General features: G+C 72.3%; 28 protein-coding genes. 19 read left to right on the top strand and 9 right to left on the bottom strand.

Features of this window, described 5'->3' with window-relative positions:
• Positions 1–25: 25 nt before the first annotated feature.
• The gene (locus tag AMK27_RS05695) at positions 26–640 is read right to left on the bottom strand and encodes a TIGR03086 family metal-binding protein (protein WP_073903041.1); all 615 of its coding nucleotides are present in this window, start codon (positions 638–640) and stop codon (positions 26–28) included.
• 62 nt (positions 641–702) lie between these two features.
• Between AMK27_RS05695 and AMK27_RS05700 the strand changes: the two genes are divergently transcribed.
• A complete protein-coding gene (locus tag AMK27_RS05700; protein WP_073903043.1) occupies positions 703–1,659 on the top strand; it encodes a helix-turn-helix transcriptional regulator in 957 nt (318 codons plus the stop codon).
• Between the two features lie 135 nt (positions 1,660–1,794).
• Here AMK27_RS05700 and AMK27_RS05705 read toward each other — a convergent pair whose 3' ends face one another.
• Together AMK27_RS05705 and AMK27_RS05710 are read right to left on the bottom strand one after the other, a co-directional pair.
• On the bottom strand, positions 1,795–3,066 hold the full coding sequence (locus AMK27_RS05705; RefSeq protein WP_073903046.1) for a DUF6357 family protein: 1,272 nt from the start codon (positions 3,064–3,066) through the stop codon (positions 1,795–1,797).
• A 73-nt stretch (positions 3,067–3,139) separates the two neighbouring features.
• Positions 3,140–3,793 (bottom strand): hypothetical protein, encoded by a 654-nt coding sequence (locus AMK27_RS05710; protein WP_073903048.1) that lies wholly within the window; start codon positions 3,791–3,793, stop codon positions 3,140–3,142.
• 214 nt (positions 3,794–4,007) lie between these two features.
• Between AMK27_RS05710 and AMK27_RS41105 the strand changes: the two genes are divergently transcribed.
• The gene (locus AMK27_RS41105; protein WP_079188209.1) at positions 4,008–4,313 is read left to right on the top strand and encodes a nitroreductase family protein; all 306 of its coding nucleotides are present in this window, start codon (positions 4,008–4,010) and stop codon (positions 4,311–4,313) included.
• A 31-nt stretch (positions 4,314–4,344) separates the two neighbouring features.
• Positions 4,345–5,235, top strand: coding sequence for a squalene/phytoene synthase family protein (locus AMK27_RS05720; RefSeq protein ID WP_073903051.1), 891 nt, complete (start codon positions 4,345–4,347; stop codon positions 5,233–5,235).
• Between the two features lie 27 nt (positions 5,236–5,262).
• Here AMK27_RS05720 and AMK27_RS05725 read toward each other — a convergent pair whose 3' ends face one another.
• The 3 genes from AMK27_RS05725 to AMK27_RS05735 form a co-directional block, all read right to left on the bottom strand.
• A complete protein-coding gene (locus AMK27_RS05725; protein WP_241847317.1) occupies positions 5,263–5,655 on the bottom strand; it encodes an ankyrin repeat domain-containing protein in 393 nt (130 codons plus the stop codon).
• A 73-nt stretch (positions 5,656–5,728) separates the two neighbouring features.
• Positions 5,729–6,664: an SDR family oxidoreductase gene (locus AMK27_RS05730; protein ID WP_073903053.1), complete on the bottom strand. Its 936-nt coding sequence runs from the start codon at positions 6,662–6,664 to the stop codon at positions 5,729–5,731.
• Positions 6,665–6,698: 34 nt separating this feature from the next.
• The gene (locus AMK27_RS05735) at positions 6,699–7,211 is read right to left on the bottom strand and encodes a DUF4383 domain-containing protein (protein ID WP_073903056.1); all 513 of its coding nucleotides are present in this window, start codon (positions 7,209–7,211) and stop codon (positions 6,699–6,701) included.
• A 382-nt stretch (positions 7,212–7,593) separates the two neighbouring features.
• Between AMK27_RS05735 and AMK27_RS05740 the strand changes: the two genes are divergently transcribed.
• The 3 genes from AMK27_RS05740 (at position 7,594) to AMK27_RS05750 (ending at position 9,144) form a co-directional block, all read left to right on the top strand.
• On the top strand, positions 7,594–7,842 hold the full coding sequence (locus tag AMK27_RS05740; RefSeq protein ID WP_073903059.1) for a hypothetical protein: 249 nt from the start codon (positions 7,594–7,596) through the stop codon (positions 7,840–7,842).
• A gap of 141 nt (positions 7,843–7,983) precedes the next feature.
• Positions 7,984–8,367 (top strand): DUF6479 family protein, encoded by a 384-nt coding sequence (locus AMK27_RS05745; RefSeq protein WP_073903062.1) that lies wholly within the window; start codon positions 7,984–7,986, stop codon positions 8,365–8,367.
• 210 nt (positions 8,368–8,577) lie between these two features.
• Complete coding sequence (locus tag AMK27_RS05750) at positions 8,578–9,144, top strand: RNA polymerase sigma factor (RefSeq protein ID WP_158076901.1); 567 nt, start codon at positions 8,578–8,580, stop codon at positions 9,142–9,144.
• On the opposite strand, the gene AMK27_RS05755 is transcribed toward AMK27_RS05750, so the two are convergent.
• Complete coding sequence (locus AMK27_RS05755; protein WP_073903067.1) at positions 9,120–10,514, bottom strand: nucleotide disphospho-sugar-binding domain-containing protein; 1,395 nt, start codon at positions 10,512–10,514, stop codon at positions 9,120–9,122. The genes AMK27_RS05750 and AMK27_RS05755 overlap by 25 nt on opposite strands.
• A gap of 178 nt (positions 10,515–10,692) precedes the next feature.
• On the opposite strand from AMK27_RS05755, the gene AMK27_RS05760 reads away from it, so the two are divergent.
• Positions 10,693–12,780, top strand: coding sequence for a glycosyltransferase family 4 protein (locus AMK27_RS05760; RefSeq protein WP_073903070.1), 2,088 nt, complete (start codon positions 10,693–10,695; stop codon positions 12,778–12,780).
• 40 nt (positions 12,781–12,820) lie between these two features.
• Here the strand turns inward: AMK27_RS05760 and AMK27_RS05765 are convergent, their stop codons facing one another.
• Positions 12,821–13,816: a MerR family transcriptional regulator gene (locus AMK27_RS05765; RefSeq protein ID WP_073903072.1), complete on the bottom strand. Its 996-nt coding sequence runs from the start codon at positions 13,814–13,816 to the stop codon at positions 12,821–12,823.
• A 275-nt stretch (positions 13,817–14,091) separates the two neighbouring features.
• Between AMK27_RS05765 and AMK27_RS05770 the strand changes: the two genes are divergently transcribed.
• From AMK27_RS05770 to AMK27_RS05785, 4 genes are all read left to right on the top strand, one after another.
• Entirely contained in the window at positions 14,092–14,670 is a 579-nt protein-coding gene (locus tag AMK27_RS05770) for a fasciclin domain-containing protein (protein ID WP_073903074.1), read from the top strand.
• Positions 14,671–14,802: 132 nt separating this feature from the next.
• Complete coding sequence (locus AMK27_RS05775; protein ID WP_198955796.1) at positions 14,803–15,210, top strand: VOC family protein; 408 nt, start codon at positions 14,803–14,805, stop codon at positions 15,208–15,210.
• A 102-nt stretch (positions 15,211–15,312) separates the two neighbouring features.
• Positions 15,313–16,713: an MFS transporter gene (locus AMK27_RS05780; protein WP_079188212.1), complete on the top strand. Its 1,401-nt coding sequence runs from the start codon at positions 15,313–15,315 to the stop codon at positions 16,711–16,713.
• 162 nt (positions 16,714–16,875) lie between these two features.
• Entirely contained in the window at positions 16,876–17,442 is a 567-nt protein-coding gene (locus tag AMK27_RS05785; protein ID WP_073903076.1) for a hypothetical protein, read from the top strand.
• 81 nt (positions 17,443–17,523) lie between these two features.
• Here the strand turns inward: AMK27_RS05785 and AMK27_RS05790 are convergent, their stop codons facing one another.
• The gene (locus tag AMK27_RS05790) at positions 17,524–18,450 is read right to left on the bottom strand and encodes a LysR substrate-binding domain-containing protein (protein ID WP_073903079.1); all 927 of its coding nucleotides are present in this window, start codon (positions 18,448–18,450) and stop codon (positions 17,524–17,526) included.
• Positions 18,451–18,632: 182 nt separating this feature from the next.
• On the opposite strand from AMK27_RS05790, the gene AMK27_RS05795 reads away from it, so the two are divergent.
• The 8 genes from AMK27_RS05795 to dmpG are packed head-to-tail and all read left to right on the top strand — an operon-like array spanning position 18,633 to position 25,600.
• The gene (locus AMK27_RS05795) at positions 18,633–20,048 is read left to right on the top strand and encodes a 2-hydroxymuconic semialdehyde dehydrogenase (protein ID WP_241847318.1); all 1,416 of its coding nucleotides are present in this window, start codon (positions 18,633–18,635) and stop codon (positions 20,046–20,048) included.
• Complete coding sequence (locus tag AMK27_RS05800; protein ID WP_241847319.1) at positions 20,045–20,860, top strand: 2-keto-4-pentenoate hydratase; 816 nt, start codon at positions 20,045–20,047, stop codon at positions 20,858–20,860. The genes AMK27_RS05795 and AMK27_RS05800 overlap by 4 nt, the downstream gene beginning before the upstream one ends.
• Positions 20,857–21,600, top strand: coding sequence for a 2-keto-4-pentenoate hydratase (locus tag AMK27_RS05805; protein WP_073903087.1), 744 nt, complete (start codon positions 20,857–20,859; stop codon positions 21,598–21,600). Before AMK27_RS05800 ends, AMK27_RS05805 begins: the two co-directional genes overlap by 4 nt.
• Positions 21,597–22,040, top strand: coding sequence for a RidA family protein (locus tag AMK27_RS05810; protein ID WP_073903090.1), 444 nt, complete (start codon positions 21,597–21,599; stop codon positions 22,038–22,040). Before AMK27_RS05805 ends, AMK27_RS05810 begins: the two co-directional genes overlap by 4 nt.
• Positions 22,037–22,609 (top strand): 3-hydroxyanthranilate 3,4-dioxygenase, encoded by a 573-nt coding sequence (locus AMK27_RS05815; RefSeq protein WP_079188213.1) that lies wholly within the window; start codon positions 22,037–22,039, stop codon positions 22,607–22,609. Before AMK27_RS05810 ends, AMK27_RS05815 begins: the two co-directional genes overlap by 4 nt.
• Positions 22,606–23,628 carry an amidohydrolase family protein gene (locus AMK27_RS05820; protein ID WP_073903093.1) on the top strand — a complete coding sequence of 341 codons (1,023 nt, stop codon included), beginning with the start codon at positions 22,606–22,608 and terminating at the stop codon, positions 23,626–23,628. The genes AMK27_RS05815 and AMK27_RS05820 overlap by 4 nt, the downstream gene beginning before the upstream one ends.
• The gene (locus AMK27_RS05825; RefSeq protein ID WP_073903096.1) at positions 23,625–24,539 is read left to right on the top strand and encodes an acetaldehyde dehydrogenase (acetylating); all 915 of its coding nucleotides are present in this window, start codon (positions 23,625–23,627) and stop codon (positions 24,537–24,539) included. The genes AMK27_RS05820 and AMK27_RS05825 overlap by 4 nt, the downstream gene beginning before the upstream one ends.
• Positions 24,536–25,600: a 4-hydroxy-2-oxovalerate aldolase gene (gene dmpG, locus AMK27_RS05830; protein WP_073903099.1), complete on the top strand. Its 1,065-nt coding sequence runs from the start codon at positions 24,536–24,538 to the stop codon at positions 25,598–25,600. Before AMK27_RS05825 ends, dmpG begins: the two co-directional genes overlap by 4 nt.
• The last annotated feature ends 2 nt before the right edge of the window (positions 25,601–25,602 follow it).

A 25,602-nucleotide genomic window follows, 5' to 3' on the forward strand; every position in this document is an offset into this window, starting at 1 on the left:
CGGCGTGCGACGCTTCGCGTGCCGGCTACGGCGTGCGACCGCACCACGCCACGAGGCGGTCGATGGCCGGGGCGTCCTCGGCGACGTCCACCGCCGCCCCGAACGGCGCCCCGTCACGCGGTCCCTCCGGCAGTCCGCGCCTCATCGCGGCGTACGAGACCGCCACGAGCTCGGGGTCCCACTCCGGGAACTGGCCCGTCGAGGTGGCCACGTCCCAGGTGTGCACGGTGAACTCCGAGGTCCAGACGGCCGCGGCCGCCGCGCCCGGAAGGCTGCCGAACGGCAGCGTCAGCGTCCGGCCCAGGATCGCGGGATCCGCCCACGCCTCCTCGACCTCACGCACCGCGGCGTCCCACGCCCCCTGCCACGCGAAGTCGGCGAGGTCGTCGGCGACCGTGGGAAGAGTCGTCACGTCGCCGCCGCGCCCGGCGAGGGCGATCCGGCGCAGCACGGCGACGAGGTGCCCGGCCAGCCGCCGGACGGTGAACTCGGTGCAGGGCGTGGGCCCGTCGAGCTGCTCGGGCCGGACCGCGGCGACGGTACGTCCGGCCAGCTCGACGGCCTTCAGGAGGTGCTGACGAGGGTCGCCGGTGGCGTCGGGGGTGGTGGTGGACCGCGGGGTGTTCTCGGTGTGTGTCATGCCTTCATCCTGGAAGCCGAACAGGTCATCTCCTGACCTCTTTCCGGAAGAGAATCCTCGGCATGAGAGCCGATCGCCTGGTGGCCACCCTGCTGTTCCTCCAAACGCGCACGCGCGTGACCGTGGCCGAGGTCGCCGCCGAGCTCGAAGTGTCGCCGCGGACCGCACGCCGCGACCTGGAGGCCCTGTCCACCGCGGGCATCCCCGTCTACTCGCAGCGGGGCCGCGGCGGCGGCTGGTCCCTGGTCGGCGGCACCCGTACGGACCTCACCGGGCTGACCGCCGAGGAGATCCGCGCACTGTTCCTGCTCGCGGGCCCTTCGTCCACCACCCCCGAACTGCGCACGGCCCTGCGCAAGCTGGTACGCGCGCTGCCCGCGCCCCAGCGTTCCGGCGCCGAGGCCGCGTCGCGGGCCGGCCTCACCGACGGCACGGACTGGTCGCGCGCCGACGTCACGGCCACCGGCCCGCACCTCGACGCACTCCGGCGGGCCGTGGTGGACGGAATCCAGGTCCGGCTCGGCTACGCGGGCCCCGGCAAGCCCCCCGGCGTGCGTACTGTCCATCCGCTCGGGCTCGTGGCCAAGGCCGGGCGCGACTATCTCGTCGCCGAGACCGCACAGGGCTTGCGGACCTTCCGGCTCAGCCGGGTCACCTCGGTCGAGGCGACCGGCGAGCCCGTCGTACGGCCGCACGGCTTCGACCTTCCCACGGTCTGGCGTTCGTTCGCCGCGCGCCTGGAGGAGCGGCTGTACGCGGCGACGGTGCGGGCCCGGGCCGAGCCGGGTGCCATGGAGATCCTTGAGCGGCTGTTCGACGGGCGCCTGCACGTCGGTCCGACGCTTCCCGACGGATGGACGGAGATACGGGTCGACGGGCCGACGCCCGAGGTCGTCGCGACCCAGCTCGCCGGGCTGGGGGACCGCGTCGAGGTGCTGGACCCGCCGGAGGCGAGGGAGCGGCTCGCCCGTCTGGCGGTCGAGCTGGCCGGCGTGTACGGACCGCCGCACGCTCCCTGAGCCCTGGCGCCTCGTTCGTGCCCCGTGCCCCGTGCCCCTCGCCCGTGAACCGTGGTCCTCGCGCCGCCTTGAGGTGGGCAGCGCTCAGAGTGTGTGCTCCCGGCGGGTCTACCAGGTCTACCGGGACTACCGGGACTACCGGGTCTGCCGGGTCTTGCGCCGCCGACGTGCGCGTTCGAACTCGGCGACATCCGTCATCCAGGGACCGTGCGGGTCGAGTGCGGCGCAGCCGCCGCGGACGAACGCGCTCACCAGGGTCCGGTACCCGCGGATCCCGTCGACCAGGGCGTACTCGACCAGGTACTCCGGATCGGACCCGCCACGGCCCGCACGCAGCGTCGTGATCCGGGCGATGGAGTCCGCGTAGAAGTGGAGCTGGACGCCTTCGCCCATCGCCTCGTCCTCGATGGTGAACACCTCGTTGTCCCCGGCGGAGCGGTCGGCGACGAACTCCCAGAACTCCGCGGCCGCGGTGCGGGGACCGTCCCGCAGCCACTTCTTCTCGGCTTCCTTGTCGTCGGTGAAGGTCAGTGCCGTCTTGCTCGCACTCCCGCCGGAGTCGGCACCGCGGTCGGCGGCCTCCTCGTCGTCCTCCAGCGGCATTCCCCTGGAGCGGTCCGCGGCCTCCGAGCAGAGCAGGAAGCTCACCGTCCGCACCGCGTCGTCGACGAGTGAGGGGTGTGCACGGCGGACGGCCGCTTCGACCGTCGCCTCCATGCGCTTCCAGTCGCCCTTGTCCGTGGCGCGCTTTCCCCGTCGCGGGTCGCGGCCGATCCGCATCCCGGCGCACGCCTGCTCCGCCGTGGCGATCACCCGCATGACCTCGGGCAGCAGCGCGGAGTCGACGGCATCGGGCAGCCGCTTCGGAACCGTCGCGCCGTGCACGTACCGGCCGGTGTACCTCAGCAGCGCGGCGTCGAGAGGACCGAGCACCGTTCCGCGCCGGGCGCGACGGCGGTTCGCGAGGTACTCCTGGGCGCGCTTCGTGTTCGACGTCTCCGTGGCCGTGCGCATCGCCGCGTACAGCTGACCGCGCTCCAGCAGACGGATGTCGGCCCCGTGGGCGACGAGCCGGCTCCGGTCCCAGTCGACGCGCTGGAACAGAGCGTCGACGTCCCAGGGCTCGGCAAGGAGGATCGGGTCCAGGAGCGCGACGGCGGCGTCCTCGTCGAGCAGGCCCTGGGTGCCGGCGGCGTCGCACAGGGGAAGGACCGCACTCCACAGCAGCAGGTGCCTGGCCAGGTCCTCCTGGATCACCGCGAGATGGGCTTCGGTGATCGGGAAGGTGAAGGTGCGCGGCTCGTGGTTGGCGTCGGCCCCGGCGCCGAGCATCAGCTTCAGCTCGCCGTCCTCGCGGATCACGTTCGGGATCCAGCCGCTCATGCGCGTGAAAACGATGTCCTGCATGGACCCAGTCCTTCCCGGGGCGGCACCGGCCGGCTGCGCGGTGACGTGGCGGCGCCGCCGGGCGGCGTTCTGTTCACGACCACCGTGCGAACTCGGCGTCGAGGCGCGCGTCGACGCGCACCCAGACTTCGCCTCCGGCGGCCTCGGCCGGGGCGTCGACGCGTTCGACACCGAGGAACTCGATCAGCGCGAGCAGTTCGGCCCGCTCGGCCCGGTCGTCGTCGGGACCGTGCGAGTCGAAGAAGACGTAGTACTGGTCGGTGGGGTCCACGCAGCCCGAATCCGCCCAGATGCGGGCGACTTCCTCGACCGCCGCCGCTTCCGTCGTGAAGGTGGCGGCGCGGGCCGCACCACGCGTCTCCGGTGACGCGTCGAGAGCGGCGGGGTCGGAGAACCACTGGCCGAAGCGGTCGAGGCCGGAGAAGCCGTTCTCGAAGAACAGCATCGCGCTCGGGAGGTAGCGATTGCCCCTGTCGACCTGGAGGTGCTCCGACCGGCGTGGGGCCGTGTCCTTGATCCGGGTGATCACACCTTGTCCGGGCATCAGGACCAGACTCTGCCCCGCCGGTTCGTCGCTGATGGTGTAGGCGTCGGACTCCCGCTCGCGGAAGAACGCGGAGAACGCCACGTACGCCTCCTGAGCGTCGCCCACGGAGACCCGCTGGTCGTTGCCGTCACCGACGGCGAAGACGAACTGCTTCGGGCCGGGCTTGTAGGGGCGAGCCATATGCGTCCTTCGTCGACGTGCGGAGAGCGCCATCAGACTAGTCGCATCAGCGGAAAGGATGCGGAAAGGGGCCCGGACGGGCGCCCGCGCTGTGCCCGCCGGGGGACGGTCAGGAGGCGTCGCCGGCCGCTGACGCGGCACGGGCTGGGGCCCGCTCGATCTCGTTGTCTCCGCCGCGTCGAGGACGTTCCAGGAGGACCTCGACCGACGGGTCCTGCTCCGGGAGTACGCGGTCAAGGACGCCGTGATCGCCGCCTCCTTCGTGATGCTCGCGGCGACGGAGATGGGCTTGGCCACCTCGCCCATGAACGGCTGGGACGAGGCGGAGGTGAAGAAGGTGATCGGCATCGGCGACCGTGACGACCTGGCGATCGCCCTGCTGGTATCCGTCGGCTACCCGGCCCGCCTCCGCGGCCCGTCGAAGCAGCGCTCACCGAGCCCCCGCGCGCCGTCCCGGGCGACCGACGGGCGAGGCGGGTGGCCGGGGGCACCTGCCGGGTTCGCGTCCCGGGAGCCGTAGGCTCGCAGCCGGCGACGACAGGGGGAACGGCATGTGGAAGAGGGCTCTCGACCGGGCCGGGGTGCGCGAACCGCGGCTGCGGCGGGACTACACCGAGCAGCGGACGGCGGTACGCAGGTTCGCCGCGGCCGAGTACGCGGCGGCGCGGATCCTGCTCCCCGCCGAGCTGCTCCCGCACGTCGTCGCCGCCGTCGCGTTCATGCACGACACCGACGACCGGGTCGACCGTGGCACACCGGAGGATCGGGCGGTCGCGCTCGCCGAGTGGGACGGCCTCGTACGCAAGGCCCTCGCCGACGGCGACTCGGACCTTCCGGTCCTGCGCTGCCTGGCGCGGACCGCCGCGTGCCACCCCGATGTGCGCGGTCACGTGGACGAGTTCCTGCGGGGCTGCGAGCGGGAGGTCGCGTGGCGGACGATCGTCGACGAAGAGGAACTGCGGCAGTACGTCAGGGAGTACTCGCTCCCCGCGTTGATGCTCACGGCCTGCCTCCTGTCGCCCGAGGACGCCTCGCAGCGGACGGCGTTCGCCGAAGGCTGCCACCTGCTCATCCGCGCCATGCAGCGCATCGACTTTCTGGAGGACCTGTCCGAGGACGTCCGTGCGGGCCGCCACGGCGTCTGCGCCGACGCCGTGGCCCGTCACGGCGCGGACCTCACCCGGCCCGATCCCGCACTCGGCCGGCTCGTCGAGGAACAGGCCGACCGTGCCGCCGCCGACCTCACGGCCGCGACCCCTCTCCCGACCTTCGTGACCCCCGCGTACCGCCCCTTCGTCCGCGCGCTCGTCGGAGTCCAGCGCCTCCGCCTCGACGCGGTACGCCGCGCCGGCCCCTCCCTGGCGACCCGCCCCTCGGGCCCCTCCGCACCGGCGGCCGCCCTTCTGCTCCTTAGGGAGTACGCGAGGCGGATCCGGGACTAGGACCTGTCCGGCTGATCATCGGTTCAGCTACCGTCGGCGGACCCTTCTGAATCGGGCTGCCAGCTTGGTGGTGCGGGTGCTGAACCGATCCATCAGCCTGATCGCCATGTCGTGGCGGAGCTCACGGGCCCAGTCGTAGGCAGCCTGGCCGTTGACCGCGAGATGTGGATCAGCACCGTATGCCAGGAGGACCGCGGTCAGTGCGCTGTCGATCGGCTCCCCCGACTGGTCCGCAACATCGACCTCCGTGTCGATGGCGTGCATCAGCAGAGTCATCCGGCAGCAGACCTCGTCAGCGTCGGCTCCCTCGTCGAGGAGGCGCGTGAGCGTGGCGTGCTCGCTCAGCTCCACCGCTTGGTGAGCGGGCGTCCAGGGGCTCTTGTAGTTCAGGGCTTCCGCCATGGTCATCGAGGCATCCACTCAGGGCATTCTGCCCGATGGAACGCGACCTTGATCGGCCGCCCCGGCCACTCGTGCACGGGTGGCACCGGCGCTACGGTGCGGTGCCCGGCTGCTTGCGCAGTTCGCTCTGGTCGTCGGTGGCGGGGTGGGCGAGTGACGCTTCCTCCAGTCGGCCGCCCGTGCCGAGCAGACCCGTCTGATCGAAGCTGTGTTCCGCCATGAGGCGCGGTAGCTCGCGTCGGGAGAGCAGGTCGACGGCCAGCGGGAAGAACGGTCGTCCCAGCTGGGCGAGTCGCAGCCAGGGCGGGGCGTAGACGGCGGCGGAACGCCGGTCGATCCCGCGGGCGAGCCAGGCGGACACCTGGGAGACCGGATAGACCCGGCGGGCGGGCGCGGGCATGTGACCGCGCAGTTCCCGAAGCACCGCGTGGTGGTCGACGTCGCGGATCATGTCGGTATCGGTCCAGTGCAGGTAGGCGACACCGACGCCGACGCCCAGGTGCGCCACTTCGGCGCGGAGCGAGCGCGCGAAGGCTTCCGCGCCGGCCTTGGACGCGCAGTAGGCGCTCATCATCGGGGCCGAGCCGAAGGCCGCCGTCGAGGCCACCTGGAGGAAGTAGCCACGGGTGGTGCGCAGGCCGGGCAGGAAGGAACGCGCGGTGACCGCGCTTCCGACCAGGTTCACCTCGACGACGCGGCGCCAGGTCCGGGGATCGGACGTCTCGAAGGGCCCTCCCTCGGCGACCCCGGCATTGGCGATGACGACCGACGGAGCGCCCAGACGCCGCTGTACGTTCTCCGCGGCGAAACCCATCGCGACATCGTCGGTCACATCGACCTCGACCACATGGGTCGGCGTGTGGAGCGTCTCCGCCACCGATTCCAGGGTCGACGCCTCTCTGCCGAGAAGGACGACGGACATCCCGCGATCGGAGAGCCGCCGAGCCAGGCCGGCGCCGAGACCGCGAGCCGCACCCGTCACCACGGCGACCCGTTCGTCCAGTTTCCATGAGCCCGAGCCCGTCATGACTACCTCCCTTGCGTACGGGCGTGAAGTCGCCCTACTTCGGTGATGAGGGGAGCTCCGGTCGCCGACCGTGAACCTCGGCCGCCTCCTGCGGATGGCGCCTGCGCCAGTACGGGTTGTCGTGGGACAGCTTGCTGGACACCCGTCCGTACATGCCGAACGTGATGATGAGCAGTCCCATCACGAAGCTGAAGACCACGTTGGTCATGCCGAAACCGAGGAAGTTGGCCGGACGGTCGAGGACGAACAGGTGGTAGAAGCCGCTGAGCAGGAAGAGCCCGCCCACCAGGATGTTCAAGGAGGAGGCGAAGTTTCCCCCCACCGCCGCACCCGCCAGCAGGCCGAGACCCACCACCACCGAGATCACGCTGAGCGACGTGTTGCTCGTCATGCCCGCGATGCGGTCGCCCGACGTGTCGAACGCGCTCAGGGCGCTCGCGAAGCCCAGCCCGCCGAAGACGAGCAGGATGCCACCGCACAGGGCGGCGCCCGCCCTGTACACCGTGGCCAGGTGGTGATCTACCGGAAGTTCGTCCTGGAGTTTCACGGCCTTCCTCCCAGAGTCGTCGCCGGCGGCTCGCTGCCCACCTCATGAGTTCTTCTGGTCGCGGAGGGATCTGGATGCACACGGCCCCGGGGTCCGCCCCGGGCTCGGGCGCTCGCGCCAGGGCCGCCGCGGCCCGATGTGGTCCGGCGCGGCCGCATGTGCATCCGGCCGCGCCGACCCATCCGAACAGAGAGAGAAGCGCGGTCAAGGACGCGCTGCGCGCCTCGCGTTCACCGGCGGGCGACGACGACTGCGTCAGCGGTCGTCCGGTACGAGCAGGGTTCGGTGTATGCCCGCTCCCCGCTCCCCGCTCCCAGGCCCCCGCTCCAGGCCCCCGTGTTCCGCCCGGGACGAGGGCTCGAACCGTAGGAAGGAACGACCGATGATCGTCAAGAAGCTTCACGAAGCAGGCTTGCGCAGCGAGCACGCCTACGCGGCGGCCCTGGGCTCGATCGGGCTCTCGCTCGCGTCCTGGCTGACGTCGAGCAAGCGCGAGGACATCGAACGCGCCGACCGGTGGGGGATCTTCGTCGGCGAGTGGGCACCCACGTTCTTCGCCCTCGGGCTCGCCCTGGCCAACTACGAGCGGAGCGATGCCGAGTCTCCGGACGGCTTCGACCAGGCCTACTGACGGCGGTTCGGCAGCCGGCCATCGCCGTCCGCATCCGGCCATGGCCCGAAATCGGAACAAGGAATGTCGGTGCCGAGCACGGCGCCGCCCCGGACCTCCCACGGGGTCCGGGACAGGCCCACACGGAGATGGGACAGCTTCATGCACACGAACATCCTCGACACCTCGGTGTTGGCGGCTGGTGTCTGGCAGTCCGGACTCGCCCAGGTTCTCGGAGGTCTGATCGTGGTCGCCGTTCTCATCGGCGCCTTCATGTTCGGCATCAGGGTCAAGAACAAGGAGCTGCCGCCCCCGGACCCCGAGTCGCAGCCGCACCGTCCTGACACGGACCGGCTGCCGGGCGAGGTCTCCGAGTACCGCAAGCCCGCGGAGATGCCGCAGACCGACGGTGAGCACCGCCTCATGCCGTACAACCTGAAGAGCTCGGGCGAGGCCGACACCGACCCGCCGAGCGAGGAGAAGCGCAAGTGGCGCGGGATCTCCAGCGGCGGATTCGGCAGTGGTGGAACCGGCCACGGCGACTGAGCGAACCCTGCCCGCCCCAAGCGGCTGCGGCTGCGGCACAGCGGGCGCCACCGAGCCACGAACGGCCCGGCCCGTGTGGCGCCCGCGGGGCGGCCGTGATCCGCTGGGCCGGCGGGCACCTCTTCGCCGCGGCTTCGTCCTGAGGGACCCACTACGGCCGGCGGCATCGCGATCCCGTCCCCTTCCCCCGGTTCACTCCGGAGACGGCTCGTGTCCGAACGCCCGCCCGCGCCCGACTGCGGGTACTGCCGAGAACATGCCCGGGACGACCTGCACGGCGACACCGTGCGGGACGCCTTCGACGACATCTACGCCCACTGGTACCCCCAGGTTCTTCGCTGGGCCGGCCGCCGCTGCCTCGATGCTCACGAGGCCGAGGACGTCGTCCAGCAGGTCTTCGCAGAGGTCTGGCTGCACTCGGCCAGATTCTGCCCCCGCCGTGGGGAGATCGGTTCCTGGATCTACGGCATCACCGCCCACAAGGCGTCCGACGCGTCGACCGCGGTCCTGCGGCGGCACGACGTGTACCGCCGCCTCGCCCGGAGCCACCTCGCCGCACCCATGGACCAGTCCGCCGGAGTGGTCGAGCGGCTCGGTGTCACCACTGCCGCCGCGGGCCTTCCGTACGGGCGGCGCGAGATCCTGTTCCTCGCCTACTACCTCGATCTCACCCAGCCCGAGATCGCCCGGAGGCTGGGCCTTCCCCTCGGAACCGTCAAGAGCCACACACGGCGCGCGCTCAAGGCCCTCTCTCAGGTGATCAGCGGGCCTGAGTGAGCCGGGGCCGTGACGCCGTGCATCGTCCGCAGGAGCCTCCGGGCCATCCAGTCAGGTCCTCGGCGCCGCACTGCCCGCGTCCACCGCGGCAGGCCGCCGGGAGGCTCGGCGAGCAGCTGCCGCAAGGCGGCACCCACCGCGTGCTGCTCCAGACGCGACGGATCGAGGCTGAGCGCGAGCCCGGCCCGTTCGGCGTCGTGCGCGATCGAGAACTGGTCGCTGGAGAAGGGCAGGACGAGGGCCGGGGTCGCCGAGGCGAGGCACTCGGTGAAGGAGTTGTTCCCACCGTGGTGAACCATCGCGTCGACCTGCCGCAGCAGCCACCGTTGCGGCACGACGTCCGCGACATGCACGTCCGGTCCCGACAGATGCGACAACGAGGCCGCGCCGTCGCCGGCCGCGAGCACCACCGCGCATCCCGGGACGTGGGCGCGTACGGCCCTGACGAGCAGGGACAGGACGTCGGCGCGCGCCGAGAGGAAGGTGCCGAGAGCGATCAGAAGCAATCGCTCGTGCGACGCCCTGAGCCGACGGACCACCCCTTCCCACTCCGCCCCGGGACCCGGCTCCCGGTCGGGTGAGCAGTGCCCCCCGTAGAGGTAGCGGGTGTCGCCCGCCTGCCGCTCCGGAAGCCACGGAAACCTCGGGTAGTTGAACACCACCGCGTGCCGTGACGCGAGAGCGAAGGCGCGCCCGGGCGCCCGGGCCGGGGCATGGGTACGGGCGATCTCCGCGAACCGTCGTGTGAACGCCACGTCGTTGGCGCGGGCGGCCCGCCGCAGTTCGGCAAGGCTGTCCTCCGTGGGACGGATCGCGCGCGGCCAGGCGTACGGCACACCGAACAGCGCCTCCGGCGAGTGGGGCAGATACGTCGGATGCCCCGGGCAGAACGTGGCGAACGGCAGGCCGAGACAGTGCAGGGCCAGCGTCACCGGGTAGCTCAGCTGATCCACCACGTACCAGTCCGGCGCACAGCGTTCCTGCAGCGACCCGATCCCCGACACCACCTGCGCGGGGTCCGCCAGCATGTCCTCGCCACGATGCCGCGACTGCGTCAGCAGCGCCGCCACGGCTCCCTGGCGCGTGGAGCTCAGGAACTCCTCCAGACGCTCCGCCTCCCGAGCCCCTTGCCGGGTGCTCCGCGCGATTCCGGTGTTCGCGTTGCGTGTCACGGTCAGCGGCTCGAACCGCGCACCCGCGGCCTCCGCGAGCGGAGCGAACGCGGGAGCGGACACGAACAGGACCTCGGCCCCCGCGCCCGCGAGCGCGTGCGCCAGGACCGACAGCGGCTGCGCGTGCGAGAGGAACGGGGGGCTCACCACCGCGACCCGCGGCGCGCGGCCCGCGGGTCCGTCCTGAGAGGGCTTCATGCCGGACCATTCGGCTCGCCGCGCCGCTGCGGATGCACCTGCCGGGTGCTGTGCGGCGTACCGCGCTGTACCGCTCGCCCCGCACCCCGGAGAGGGTGTGCGGAGAGCCGCTCGTGCATCCGTACACCGAAGCCTCGACGAATCACTCCAGGTGGACCGCCGTCGTCGAGGAGTTCCCATGTCACGATCCCCCTACGCTCCGGCCGGTGCCGAGCGCTTCCCGGCCGGTGCCCCGGCGCAGCCGACCGACCCTTTCCTGGCAGCCAGGGCCGGCTACTGGAAGCAGGTCGCGGACGGGCCGGCCGCGTGGCGCGCCTCCGAGCCCCAGCTCCTCGCCGATCTCGTCCGCGCCGAGTACGGCGCCGAGTACGGCGACGAGTACGGCGCCGACAGTGCACGACGCGGCCGTCCCACGGTCGCGACACCCGGCGACCTGGCCCTGGCACGGCTGAGGCGTCGCCTCAGGGCGGGCAGGATTCCGCCACCGCAGGAATGCGTCCGGCTCCTCACCGGCTGCGACCACACCGCCGCCGCCGTCTTCGACGTATGGCCGGATGTCGTCCGCCGACACGGACCGCGCCCTTCCACGAGCGCCCTGCGCGATGGCCTCCGAGAGCCGTGCAGCCCTCGAACGACGACGCTGGCGCTCGACCTCGCCGCAGCCACCGGCCTCCGTCCCCTTCACCCGCACGAACTCCTGGTCCTCTGCGCGGCGGGGGAGCGAGAGATACGCCACGCCGCCTGGCGGCTGCTTTCCACGTACGGCACCACCCTTCCGGCGTGTGTCGCGGCGGACGATGCCGAGGACGCGTACGAACGCCTCCTCGCCGAGGCCTCGCGCAGCGCCTCCCCGCATCCCGGGGCGGATGCCGTCGGTCTCCGCCCGGGAATGCTCATCGCGCAGTCCATGCTGATGGGACACCTCGACCGCCCGGGCGAGGGCCTGAGCGGCGGGCTCAGCGTTCTGCTGGGATCCCTCGGGGACGCCCTCGCGCGCACCGACCACGTGGCGGGCGTCCTCACCGTGGTGACGGCCTGCGTCCCGGAGCTGGAGGCGGACCCCGTGCTCCTGCGCCGGCGCGACCACGGCCACTGGGTCCTCAGGATTCCCGTCGACAGCCCCCATCCGGTGCGCACCGAGGAGATGGGACGCCACCGTGAGGCGATGGCCTGGTGGGCGACGCGACTCTTCACGTCGATCGGCAGACCGATCGACGTCCTGCACGTCCGATACGCCGACGACGGTTCCCTCGCTCTCGCCCAGGCCGCACGGAGGGCGGGGCCGGGCCTCGTCTTCACCGCCACGCCCGATCCGCACCGCCAGGTGTCCGAGCGTCACGACGTCGCCCACCCGGACACGGACGCGCTCAGGCAGGACCTCCACCGTGTGTTCATCGCGGACCGACTGGTCGAAAGGGCCGACCGTGTGGTCGGAATCGCCGGGCGAGGCCAGGGCGCGGCGGAACTGCTCCGCCACTTCCCGCAACTGGCTGCGCGTGGCCGCGCCGGCGTTCTCGGCGCACCCCCGGAAGGCATCGCCCCCTACCGGCCACCCGCGTCGCGGTCCCGTCGGAGCGAACCGCTCCTCGGCACGATCGGCGCCCTTGCGGCGGCGCACCCCGTGGACAGGCCGGCCGTGCTGCTCAGTGTCGGCAGGCTGCACCCCGTCAAGCAGCAGGACCTCCTGGTCCGCGCCTGGATCGCATCCGGATGCCATCAGGAGTCGATCCTCGTGATCGTCGGAGGAAGCCCGACGACCACGGACCCGCTGGAACGGGCGATGCGCGGACGCATCGAGCAGGCCGTGGCCTCCTGCGACGAAGCCCGCGGACGGCTCCTGCTCCTGCCGGCCCTGTCCAATGCCGACGTGCGCACGCTCGAACGGTCTCTCGCCGGTACGTCCCACCGGTTCCGCGCCCGGTACGTGTGCCCGAGCGCCAAGGAGGAGTTCGGTCTCGCGGTCCTCGAAGCGATGGAGGCGGGACTCCTCGCGGCCGCGCCCATCCGAGGCGGTGTTCCCGGCTACCTCGTCGACGGGCACAACGGCATCCTCATGGACACCAGCAGCGCGAGCACCCTCGGTGACGGACTTCGACGCCTGATCCGGATCGACGACAGCGACGCCGGAAGGATGTCCGGCCACGCCCAGCACCTCGTCCGCTCCACCTACTCGTCGACGGCCATGGCGCAGGCTCTGGCGCATCACTACACGGCCGTGACCCGACGGAAGCGGGGGAGCGCGGTTGTCAGTCCGCCCCGTCTCTAGCCCAGCCCGCCCCGTCGCTAGCCGCAGCCCGTCCCCGCCGCTAGCCCGAGGCGGCGGGGGAGTGCCCCTGGCCGAGCCGGCACACCACGTCCAGGGCCTCCCTCAGGCCCGGCGGCCCCGTCGAAGCGCCCGGCGCGATCGGCTGCCCGAGCCAGCCGGGACCCGCCAGAAGGACATGAGGAGCCGTCCGCGCCCCCCGTACGCCGAACGCCGTGTCGGCGATGCGACCGGCGAGCGACGCATCCGCGGTAGCGGCGGTCTGGGCCCAGAGGAGGACGGCCGCCGGTCCGATCCGCCTCACCGCCGCGTCGAGGGTCTCCGCGGGGACGTCCGCTCCGAACATCCGCACAAGCTGCCCTCTCTCCGTCAGACCGGCGGCGAGGGCCTCGAGGGACAGCGTGTGACGCTCCCCGGGGACACAGGCCAGGACGACGGGGGAAGCAGCACCACTCACCTCGGATCTGCGTACGGTCGCTCGTCGCAGCGCGGCGGACACCTGCCAGGACATCAAGTGCTCCACCTCCACGAAGCGGTCGTCGGAGGCAGCCCACTTGCTCCCCACCGCGCGCAGCGTCGGGGCGATGACCTCTTCCCAGGCGACGACCAGCCCGTATTCCGTCAGGACCCGCTGCAGCAGCACCTCCATGGCCGGACCCTCCAGGCGCATCGCCGCCCGGGACAGGGCGCGAACCTCCTGCCCGACGTCGCCCCGCCGCATCCCGCTCGCCGCCCGCCCGGGGCGAGCGGCGGGCTCCACACTCCGTCCCCCGGGTGTCTTCGCGTCCGCCGTCTGCCCGTCGGAGCGCACCCGCAGGGCGGCGTGCGCCGCCTCGGACGGCGGAACCCCCGTGGCCGTCAGGCGGCACATCTCCTCCAGCATGGACACGTCGGCCGCGCTCCACCGCCGGTGACGTCCCTCGGCGCGCTCGGCGGGCCCGATTCCGTAGCGCTGCTCCCAGGAACGCACGGTGGCCGGCGATACCCCCAGCAGACGCGCGACGGCACCCGTGGTGATCCCGTGGGTCGTACCGGACATGGCCTTCACCGTCTCGATTCAGAACAGCAGCGAGGAGTGGGGCTGGCTGGCGTCACTCCATCGATGCTTCCGGAAACGCGGCACAGTCGGATGCAGGGATGCAGGGATGCACGGAGGCCGGTGCACGGTGCGGCGGCGCGCCCGCGAGTGCTCTTCCTGAAAAATTCTCGCTTCCGCCCCATCCGCCGGTGTACTCAGAGGCGAATACCTGGGTGAGAGAACAACCGATCCACGGTGTGGTCCGCTCTGCGGCCGCCCAGTGGGAGGAGAGTTCCATGAACGCCCTGCTCATCCGGCACCGAACCTTCGCCGCCCTTGCCGCAGCGGCCCTCGCCGTCTCGTTCGGGGCGATGACGCCCCAGGCCTTCGCCGACGACGGCGACGGCCAGTTCGGCCCAGCCTGTGCCTCGGTCCCGAAGGAAGGCCCCGGCTCGTTCGACGGCATGGCACAAGACCCGGTCGCGACGGCGGCGGCGAACAACCCCGCCCTGTCCACGCTGGTCACCGCGGTGAAGAAGGCAGGCCTTGTCGACACCCTGAACAACGCGAAGGACATCACGGTCTTCGCACCGACCAACGATGCCTTCGCCAAGATTCCGAAGGCCGACCTCGACAAGGTGCTCGCCGACAAGGCGACCCTCACCAAGATCCTCACCTATCACGTGGTGGGACAGCCGGTGGAGAAGGCCGACCTGGCGGACGGGTCCTTCAAGACCCTGGAGGGCGGCACGCTGACCACCACGGGATCCGGTGACGCGTACAAGGTGAACGACACCGCGGCCATCGTCTGCGGCGACGTGCACACCTCCAACGCGACCGTGCACATCATCGACACGGTACTCATGCCGAAGTGAGGGAGGACTCCGCGACGTGAGGGAGAACTCCGCACCGCAACCCGGCACGCCCGCAGGACGCGTCCCCCCACGGGGTTCGCTCCGCGGGCGTGCCCACCAAGGGGCTCACTCCGGACGACACTAGGAGACGCTGTGCGATCCGACGCAATCGGCCTTCACGCCTACCTCAGCTACACGGATGCCGCGGCGGCGATCGACTGGCTCGAGTCGGTCGGCTTCGTGACCGCGGTACGGCAGGACGACGAGGCCGGACGTGTCGTCCACGCCGAACTCCGCCTCGGACAGGCCGTCATCATGCTGGCCAGTGCCGACGCGTCGTACGCCGTTCCGCCTCTGAAGGGCGTCTCCACGGGAAGCGGGCTCTATGTCGTGACTCCGTCGGTGGACGAACTCCACGACCGCGCCGTGCGGTCCGGCGGAACATCGGTCATCGCTCCCGAGGACACCGCCTGGGGCAGCCGCCGCGCCCGGGTGCTCGACCCCGAGGGCCGCGAGTGGAGCTTCGGCAGCTACACACCAGGGGGCGACGCCACCGGGTGACGGGCGTCAGGCGCCCGGCAACGGGCATCAGCCGTCGGGCATCAGGCGCCGTGGACCCGGCGGTGAGACGATGGGCTGTGAGACCCGAAGGCGGGTGGTCGCATGACGGCGTCCGCGCAGGCGCATCCGGACCGGAAGCTCTTCTCCTCCCGTGACCGAGCCGTGATCGCGGCCGCCGCCATCTCCATGCTCCTGGTCCAGATGGACTGGTTCGCGCTGAACCTCATGCTCCCCGTCATCGCCGACGACTTCGGCACGCCCACCACGGACCTCCAGTGGCTGGTCAGCGGCTACATGCTCGCTCTCGGCGCCCTCATGATCACTGGGGGGCGCGCCGCCGACCTGTTCGGTCGGCGGCGCGTCCTCGTCACGGGGCTCGTCGGCTTCGCCGTCGTGTCCGTCGTGTGCGCCGCCGCTCAGAACACCGCCTGGCTCACTGCGGGCCGCGTCGTCCAGGGATGCACGGCCGCCCTGATCTTCCCCGTCGCCGTCGCGGTGGTCACCGCCTACTTCCGCGACGATCGCCAAGGCCGGGCCGTCGCCACCGTCCTGGCGTTCAGCGCCATCGGCACCGCCCTGGGCCCCTTCATCGGAGGGGCGTTCGCCGAACACGTCAGCTGGCGCGCGGTGTTTCTGCTCAACGTCCCCTTCTGCGTCGCCGCCGCCGTCCTCGCGCTGCGCTGCGTCGCCGAGACCCGGGACGAGGACGCCGGCCGCGGGCTGGACATTCCGGGGGTGGTGCTGCTCGCCGCGGGGCTGAGCGCGGTCATGATCGGGGTGGACCAGGGCGAGCACTGGGGCTGGGGTTCGGCCGGCACCCTGGCCTGTCTACTGGGCGGGGCGGCGCTCCTGGCCGTGTTCGGCCGCCTGGAGCGGCGGACCGCCGAACCGCTGCTCGACCTGACGTTGCTGCGCAACCGCCCGTTCGTCGTCGTCACACTGGCCGGCTCCCTGTCCAACATCGTCTACTGCCTGGTCGCCGTCCTGTCCGCGCTCTACCTCCAACAGGCCCGAGGGCTGTCCCCGTTGGAATCCGGACTGGTCTTCCTGTCCTTGTCCGTCGGCGCGGGTGCCGCCAGCTACTGGTCGGGACACCTCGCCCAACACGCCCGCCCCGAGGCGCTGATGGCTGCCGGGATGCTGCTCTGCGGGGTGAGCCTGCTGGGCCTCACCTGGGCCGACTCGATCCCCGTCTACACCGCGATCTTCGCCGTGGTCGGGCTCGGTGTCGGGCTCGGCTGGGCCCTGACCAACGTGGCGACGCAGTCGTACGTGCCCGCGAACCGGCTCGCCGCTGCCTCCGGGCTCGTCCTGACCTCACTGGTGCTGCTCGGAGCCGTGGCCGTCGCCGTCGCCTCCACCGTGCTGGAACTGCTCAGCGGTTCCGTGGAGGGCGCGGCGGCGGACGGCTCCGCCATCGAATCGGTGCTGCGGGCCGCCGCCCTGCTCGCGCTGCTCGGGGCGGCCGCGCTGGGGGTGCTCGTGCGCAGGGTCAAGGTCTGACCAGGGGCAAGGTCCGACGAGGGGCCAGGTCCGACGAGGGCCAAGGTCCGACACGGAAGCGGCAGGCGTCCGCAGGTGTTCCCGGGGCGCCTCGGGAGCACCTGCGGCCGGGGCGCCCCGGCCGGACGTCGCGATGTCGGTGCTCCTGTCTAACCTGACCGCATGCCTCTTCTCGTAGAACAGTTGACCGGGTACGTGGAGCGGGGTCTGGACGCGGACCTGGCGCGCTGGTTCCCCGATGCGCCGCCGGTCGTGATGCCTGAGCCGATCCGCCCGGTCGAGCCGTTCCTCACCCGGCTCCCGCGGCACGCCGCGACGGCCCTGGCCGCGTTCGACCGCAGGGTCCGCTCGGGGGCGATGCGGCAGTGCCTCGACGTCCATGACTGGTCGTACGCCTTCGACTTCGCGGCCAACGGCTGCGCCGTCCTGGAGAGCGACTACGCCACGGAGCTCGGCGACGACGACGTGTGGTCGCTCGGCGCCGACGGCGGAGGAAACCTGTACGTGCTGCGCACCGACGGCCGGGTCGCGGTCTGGTTCCACGAGGAGGAAGTCCTCGAAGAGGGAACGGACTTCGACAACCTCGACGTGTTCGTGTGGTCCGCCGTGCGCTACCGGGCGGTCCGCGCGGGCGTCCTCGACTTCGCCGATGTCGAGGCCGACTTCCGCTCGCTCGCGCAGCCGGGGGTCCTGGCCCCCGAGATCGGGCTTCTCGCCTCCATGGCGTGACGAGCCTCCGCCGCTCGGCCGTCGCCCGCCCCCCCCTGAGAGGGGCGCGGGCGGCCGCCGCCGGCCGCGTCGACCCGGAGGTCAGAGCGTCTCGCGCAGCAGGGCCGCCTCGTGGTCGAGGTGGTGGAGCAGGGCCTGGAGGGCCGGCGTGCGGGTGCGATGTGCGGCCTCGGTGGTCCCCACCGTGCGCCCCACCGAGGGGAGTTCGACCGGGAGGGCGGCGAGTTGCTCGTCGGCGCGCAGCACCAGTTCGGGCAGCAGCGCGACCATGTCCGTCTGCAGGAGCAGTGCGCGCATCGTGAGGATGGACGTGCACTCGACCCGGTCGGCGGGCAGTGCGAGGCCCCGGTCGGAGAAGAGAGCGCCCAACTCCTGCCGAAGGGCGGTCTGTTCGACCGGGAGGATCCACGGGAAGGCGAGGCTGTCCGTGAGTGAGACGGCGGTGGCCTCCAGGAGCGGGTGGCCGGACCGGACCGCGAGCCGGATGCGCTCCCGGTAGAGCCGCCGCTGGCGCAGCCCGTCCCCCTCCTTGGGGGCCGGGCCCACCCGGCCGACGATGACGTCCAGTTCGCCCGCGAGCAGTGCGGGGTGAAGGGCGTCCGGTGTGCCCTCCCGTACGACGACGGTGACCCGGGGGCGTTCGCGCTTCAGCTGTGCGATGGCCCGGGGGAGCAGCACGTTGGTGCCGGCGAGGAGCGCGCCGACGGTCACGGTGCCTTCCTGGCCCTGGCGCAGCGCGGTGAGGTGTTCTCCGGCCCGGCGCATCTCGGCGATCACGGCGCGGGCGTGCTCCGCGAGTGCCTCCCCGTAGAGCGTCGCGCGCATGCCGCGCGGCATGCGGACGAACAGCGGCAGGTCGGCGATGCCCTCGAGCTCGCGGAGCGTGCGGGTGGCGGCGGGCTGGGTGAGGTGGAGGGTCTCGGCCGCGCGCCCCACGCTGCCGTGGTCGTGGATGGCGACGAGCAGGGTGAGGTGCCGGAACTTCAGCCGGCCGTCCAGGAGGTCCATCGCCGGGGCTCCTTCCGGGAGCGGTCGGCCGAGCCGGAGTCACGCATACCTGAATCGGTATGGTCGGAGTGCCTTTTGGCATTGGTTCGGTATAGCTCGGTGGGTGCACGATACCGGCACACGCCGGGGACCAGAACCGAATCCCCGGCCCGGCATCGGAGGTCTGCAAGGTGCGCTCACCTGTGCGGCATTACGTAGGGGGCGAGTTCGACGCTTCGGGTGTCCCGTTCCCGCTCGTCGACCCGGCCGACGGGACCGTCGACGGCGAAGCGCCCTCGGCTCCGCGGGGGCTGGTCGACCGCGCGGTGGGCGCGGCCCGGGACGCACTGCGCGGCCCGTGGGCGTCCTGGAACCCGGCGGACAGGTCGCGGCTGTTGCACCGGATCGCCGACGGCATCGAGGGGCGTGTCGAGGAGTTCGTCTCCGCCGAGTGCGCCGACACGGGGAAGCCCCGCGAACTCGCCTCGACGGTCGACATCCCGCGTGCGATCGCCAACTTCCGCTCGTACGCCGATCTCCTGGCCGGGCGCGGCGAGCGGTCCTGGCACACGACCACCCCGGACGGCTGCGGCGCGCTGAACTACACCGTGCACAAGCCGCTCGGCGTCGTCGCGGTGATCTCGCCGTGGAACCTGCCGCTGCTGCTGCTCACCTGGAAGGTGGCCCCGGCGCTCGCCGCGGGCAACACGGTGGTCGCCAAGCCCTCCGAGCTGACACCGGGCACGGCCTGCCTGCTGGCCGAGGTGATGGCGGACGCGGACGTGCCCGCCGGCGTCTTCAACCTCGTCCACGGAGGCGGCGCGGACGCCGCCGGGCAGTGGCTCACCGAGCACCCGGGGGTGGACGCGATCGCCTTCACCGGCGAGTCGCGCACCGGATCGACGATCATGCGGGCCGCCGCCGCGCGACTGGCCCCGGTCTCGTTCGAACTGGGCGGCAAGAACGCCGGGATCGTCTTCGCCGACGCGGACCTGGAGCAGGCCGTGGCCGGCACCCTCCGCTCGTCGTTCACCCACAGCGGCCAGGTGTGCCTGTGCACCGAGCGGGTGTACGTGGAGCGCCCCGTGTTCGACGCGTTCGCCGAGGCGCTGGCCGCCGGCGCCCGGTCGCTGAGCGGCTACGGCCCGATGGTCTCCGCGGCCCACCGCGACAAGGTCCTGGGCTACCTCGACAAGGCCGCGGCCGACGGCGACGTGCTCGCGGGAGGCGGGATCCCGCGCTTCTCCGACGAGCGGGACGGCGGCTTCTGGGTGGAGCCGACCGTGCTGGCCGGGCTTCCGGAGGACCACCCGGCGGTACGGGAGGAGATCTTCGGACCCGTCGTCCACCTGGCGCCGTTCGACACCGAGGAGGAGGCGCTGGCACGCGCGAACGCCGGGCCGTACGGGCTGGCCGCCACGGTCTGGACGGGCGACGTGAGCCGGGCGCACCGGGTCGCACCCGCCCTCGACGTCGGGATCGCCTGGGTCAACACCTGGAACCTGCGCGACCTCCGTACCCCCTTCGGCGGCGTGAAGGCCTCCGGCATCGGCCGTGAGGGCGGCGACCACTCCCTCGACTTCTTCTCCGAACCGATGAATGTGTGCGTGAAACTGTGAGCACGGTGGACGAAGCGGTGGCGAGCGCCGCCGAACGCCTCGACACGGCGCGCCTGACGGGCGTTCCCTGCGCCCCCGTCCGCGATCTGCTGCCCCCCGGGGACCTGGCGGCCGCCTACGCCGTCCAGACCGTCCTCGGCGAGCGCCGCAGCGCCGAGGGGCGCCGGGTCACGGGGTGGAAGATCGGGCTGACGTCCGCGGCCGTCCAGACCCAGCTCGGCGTCGACACCCCCGACTTCGGCCGTCTCACCGACGACATGGCGGTGCCCGACGGCGCGGAGATCCCCTGGGGAGCGGTGCTCCAGGCCCGGGCAGAGGCCGAGGTCGCCCTGGTCCTCGATCACGACCTGACCCACGAGCGGCACACCGTGGCCGACGTGATCAGAGCGACGGCGTTCGCGCTCCCGGCCGTCGAGATCGTGGGCAGCCGGATCCGCGACTGGGACATCTCGGCCGTCGACACCATCGCCGACAACGCCTCCAGCGGCGCGTACGTCCTGGGCACCCGCCCCGTACCGCTGCGGGAACTCGACCTGCGGACCGCCGGCATGGTCCTCGAACGGCGCGGCGAGCCCGTGTCCACCGGCGCAGGCGCCGCCTGCCTGGGGAACCCGCTGCACGCCGCCGTGTGGCTGGCCGACACGCTCGTACGCCTCGGCCACCCGCTGAGGGCGGGGGACACCGTGCTCACCGGCGCGCTCGGCCCCATGACGACCGTCGACCCCGGAGACGTGCTCGAAGCCCGCATCGACGGACTCGGCTCGGTCCGCGCGGCGTTCGGCCGTACCGGACCGGAGGGGGACACCCGATGAACATCACGGCACTGGCCGAGGCGCTCGACACGGCGGCGCGCGAGGGCCGCCCGCTGGCCGGCGGCGGAAGCGGACCGAAGGACACCGACGAGGCGTACGCCGTCCAGGAGGCGCTGGTCGCCCGGCGGCTGGCCCGCGGCGAGCGGCTCACCGGCTTCAAGCTCGGCTTCACCAGCCGGGCCAAGATGCGGCAGATGGGCGTGTCCGACCTGATCCACGGGCGGTTGACGGACCGGATGGCGATTCCCGACGGCGGGCGCGTCGACACCACCGCCCTGATCCACCCCCGGGTCGAGCCCGAGGTCGCCTTCCTGCTCGGAGACACGCTGCGCCCCGGTGGCGACCCCCTGGCCGCGGTCGCCGCGGTGGCCCCGGCGCTGGAGGTCATCGACTCGCGCTACCACGGCTTCCGGTTCTCCCTCCCCGAGGTGATCGCCGACAACACCTCCGCCGCCGGGTACGCGGTGGGACCCTGGAGCGCTCCGGGCGACCTGGACAACCTCGGTGTCCTCCTTGAGGTCGACGGGCGCCTGGCGGAGACCGGTTCCACCGCGGCGATCCTGGGGAGTCCGCTGCGGGCCCTCGCCGCCGCGGCCCGGCTCGCCGGCGCGCTGGAACCCGGCACGGTGGTCCTCGCCGGCGCGGCGACCGCCGCCGTGCCGCTGCCGCCCGGAAGCCACGTGCGGGCCACGGTCGCGGGCCTGGGCACCGTCCACCTCACCACCGGGGAGGACGCGTGATCGTGCCCGGTGCCGCCCCGCCGCGCGGCCGGTTCCCCCACCTCCGGCGCGCGGGCGACCTGGTCTTCGTCTCCGGTACGAGCGCGCGCCGCCCCGACGGCACGTTCGTCGGCGCGAGCGCCGACGCGATGGGCGTGACGGACCTCGACATCCGCGCCCAGACCCGGGCCGTGCTCGACAACATCGCACGACTGCTGGGCGCGGCCGGCGGCGGCCCGGCCGACCTGGTGTCCGTCACCGCGTACCTGGTCAGCATGAACGACTTCGGCGGCTACAACGAGGTCTACGCCGAGTACTTCGACGAGACCGGTCCCACCCGCACCACCGTCGCCGTCCACCAGCTTCCCCACCCGCACCTCCTGATCGAGATCAGCGCCGTCGCCCACATCCCGCGCGCCGCCGAAGCTCCCCTCTCCCCGAACAAGGAACCGCAGTCGTGACCATGAAACCGTTCAACCTCCACGCCTGGATCGAGGAACACCGCCACCTCCTCAAGCCGCCGGTCGGCAACGTCCAGATCTGGCAGGACGCCGATCTGATGGTCACGGTCGTCGGCGGCCCCAACCGCCGCACCGACTTCCACGACGACCCGATCGAGGAGTTCTTCTACCAGCTCAAGGGCGACATGGTGCTCCGCGTCATGGACGAGGAGGGAAGCCCGCCGCGCGACATCCACATCCGCGAGGGAGACGTCTTCCTCCTCCCGCCGCACGTACGGCACTCGCCCCAGCGGCCCGAGGAGGACAGCGTCGGCCTGGTCGTCGAGTTCGCCCGCCCGCAGGGCAGCCGGGACGCCTTCGAGTGGTACTGCATGGAGTGCCACCACCTGGTGCACCGCAGCGAGGTCCAGCTCACCTCGATCGTCGACGACCTCCCGCCCGTGTTCGACTCCTTCTACGGGGACGAGGCGGCGCGCACCTGCGGACACTGCGGCGCGGCGCACCCGGGCAAGGACTGGCCGGAGGAGCTGCGTCCGCGCACGCGCCGCGACGAGGCGGGCGGCGCATGACCGTCGTCGACATCCACGCCCACGTCTTCCCGGAGATCGGCCGCGCCGAGTCGCGGCGGCTCACCGGCTCCGACGACGGCCCCTGGCTGCGGACCACGGACGGCCCCGGCGCCGGGATGATGATGACCGGGTCCGCCGAGTACCGGCCGGTGCGCCGCACCCTGTGGGACCCGGCCGAGCGCGTCGCCGACCTCGACCGGCTCGGCGTGGACATCCAGGTGCTGTCCAGCACCCCACTGCTCTTCGGCTACGGCCTTGACCCCGAGCGCGCCGCCGACTGGTGCCGCACGGTCAACTCCGGCCTCCTCGCGTACGGCTCGTACGCCCCGCACCGGCTGGCCCCGCTCTGCCAGGTGCCGCTCCAGGACACCGAGGCCGCCTGCGCCCTGCTCAGCGAGGCCATGCGGCAGGGTTTCCACGGCGTCCACATCGGCAACCACCTCGGCGACCGTGACCTCGACCACGGCGCGCTCCTGGAGTTCCTCACGCACTGCGCGGAGGAGGACGCCGCCGTCCTCGTCCACCCCTGGGACCTGCCGGCCGGCCCGCGCTACTCCCGGTACATGCTGGCCTGGCTCGCGGGCATGGCCTCCGAGACGCATCTGACCATCCTCTCGCTCATCCTCTCCGGCGCCTTCGAGCGACTGCCGGCCTCGCTGCGCCTGCTCTTCGCCCACGGCGGCGGCAGCTTCCCGTACCTCCTGGGCCGGGCCGACAACGCCTGGCACCGTCGCGACCTGGTCCGCGCCGACAGCCCCCACCCGCCCTCGCACTACACCCGGCGCTTCTCCGTCGACTCCGCGGTCTTCGACCCCGGGGCGCTGCGCCTGCTCGTGGACGTGATGGGCGCGGAACGGGTGCTGCTCGGCTCCGACCATCCGTTCCCGCTCGGTGAGGAGGACATCGGCCGCCTGGTCCGGGAGAGCACGCTCACCCCCGAGGAGACGGAGGCCGTCCTCGGCGGCAACGCCGTCCGCTTCTTCGGGCTCACCCCGCTGCTGAAGGAGACCGCCCGATGAAGGCAGCCGTGATCGGGTCGGGCAACATCGGCACCGACCTCCTCATCAAGATTGTCCGTGGGGCGGGACACGTCACCGCCGCGGCGATGATCGGGATCGACCCGGAGTCCGAGGGACTCGCCCGCGCCCGAAGGCTCGGCGTGCGGACCAGCGCCGACGGTGTCGCGGGACTGCTGGCGCTCGACGACTTCGACGACATCGACCTCGTCTTCGACGCCACCTCGGCAGCCGCCCACCACCGCAACGCGGCCGCCCTCGCCCCGTACGGAAAGAAGATCGTCGACCTCACCCCTGCGGCCCTCGGACCCTACGTCGTCCCGCCCGTGAACCTCGACGAACACCTCGACGCCCCCGACCTCAACATGGTCACCTGCGGAGGCCAGGCCACCGTCCCCGTCGTCGCCGCCGTCGCGGCCACGACACCGGTCCACTACGCCGAGATCGTCGCCTCGATCGCCTCGCGGTCGGCGGGCCCGGGCACCCGGGCCAACATCGACGAGTTCACGGTGACCACCGCCCGCGCCCTGGAACAGGTGGGCGGCGCGGCCCGGGGCAAGGCCATCATCGTCCTCAACCCGGCCGAGCCGGCCCTCCTGATGCGCGACACCGTGCACTGCGTCGTCGACGACTGCGACACCGCGCTCGTCGCCGCCTCCGTCCACGCGATGGCCGCCTCCGTCGCCGCGTACGTGCCCGGCTACCGGCTCAAGCAGGAACCCCAGTTCCGCCGGCTGGCCGCCGACGACCCGCTCACCCGCCTGGCCGGCGGCGGACGCCTGCTCGTCTCCGTCTACCTGGAGGTCGAGGGCGCCGCCCACTACCTCCCCGCCTACGCCGGAAACCTCGACATCATGACCTCCGCAGCGCTGCGCACCGCCGAGCGCCTGGCCGAACGGAGTCCGGCCCGATGACCTCGGTCTACGTCCAGGACGTCACCCTTCGCGACGGCATGCACGCCGTGTCGCACCGCTACACCCTCGACCAGGTCCGGAGCATCGCGGCAGCCCTGGAGGCCGCAGGCGTCGACGCCGTCGAGGTCGCCCACGGCGACGGCCTCTCCGGCTCCTCCGTCACCTACGGCCCCGGCGCGCACACCGACTGGGAATGGCTGGAGGCCGCGGCCGAGGTCCTCGACCGGGCCAGGCTCACCACCCTGCTGCTGCCCGGTGTCGGCACCGCCGACGACCTGCGCCGCGCCCACACCCTCGGCGTCACCTCCGTGCGCGTCGCCACCCACTGCACCGAGGCGGACATCTCCGCCCAGCACATCGGGCTGGCCCGCGAACTGGGGATGGACGTGGCGGGCTTCCTCATGATGTCCCACATGGCATCCCCGGCCGAACTGGCCGCCCAGGCCCGCCTCATGGAGTCGTTCGGCGCCCACTGCGTCTACGTCACGGACTCCGGCGGCCGGCTCACCATGGACGGCGTACGGGACCGGGTCCGCGCCTACCGCGACGTCCTCGACCCCGCCACCGAGATCGGCATCCACGCCCACCACAACCTCGGCCTGGGCGTGGCCAACAGCATCACCGCGGTGGAGGCGGGCGCCCATCGGGTGGACGCCTCGCTCGCCGGCCAGGGCGCCGGAGCCGGGAACGCGCCGCTGGAGCCGACGGTGGCGGTCTTCGACCTGATGGGCTGGGAGCACGGCTGCGACCTGTTCCCGCTGATGGACGCCGCGGAAGAGCTCGTACGGCCGACGCAGGACCGGCCCGTCCGGGTCGACCGGGAGACGCTGACCCTGGGCTACGCCGGGGTGTACTCCAGCTTCCTGCGGCACGCCGAGGCCACCGCGCTGCGACACGGTCTCGACACCCGGGACCTGCTCGTGGCGGCCGGCCGGCGTCGGCTCGTCGGCGGACAGGAGGACCTGCTCGCCGACATCGCGCTGGACCTCGTCCACGAGCGGGACGCCCCCGCTCCCGCGCTCGCCGCCCCGCCCGCCACCCCTCTCGTACCGACGGAGTGACC

Origin of the sequence: Streptomyces sp. CB02009 (genome assembly GCF_001905825.1) — a bacterium.
Lineage (GTDB): Bacteria > Actinomycetota > Actinomycetes > Streptomycetales > Streptomycetaceae > Streptomyces.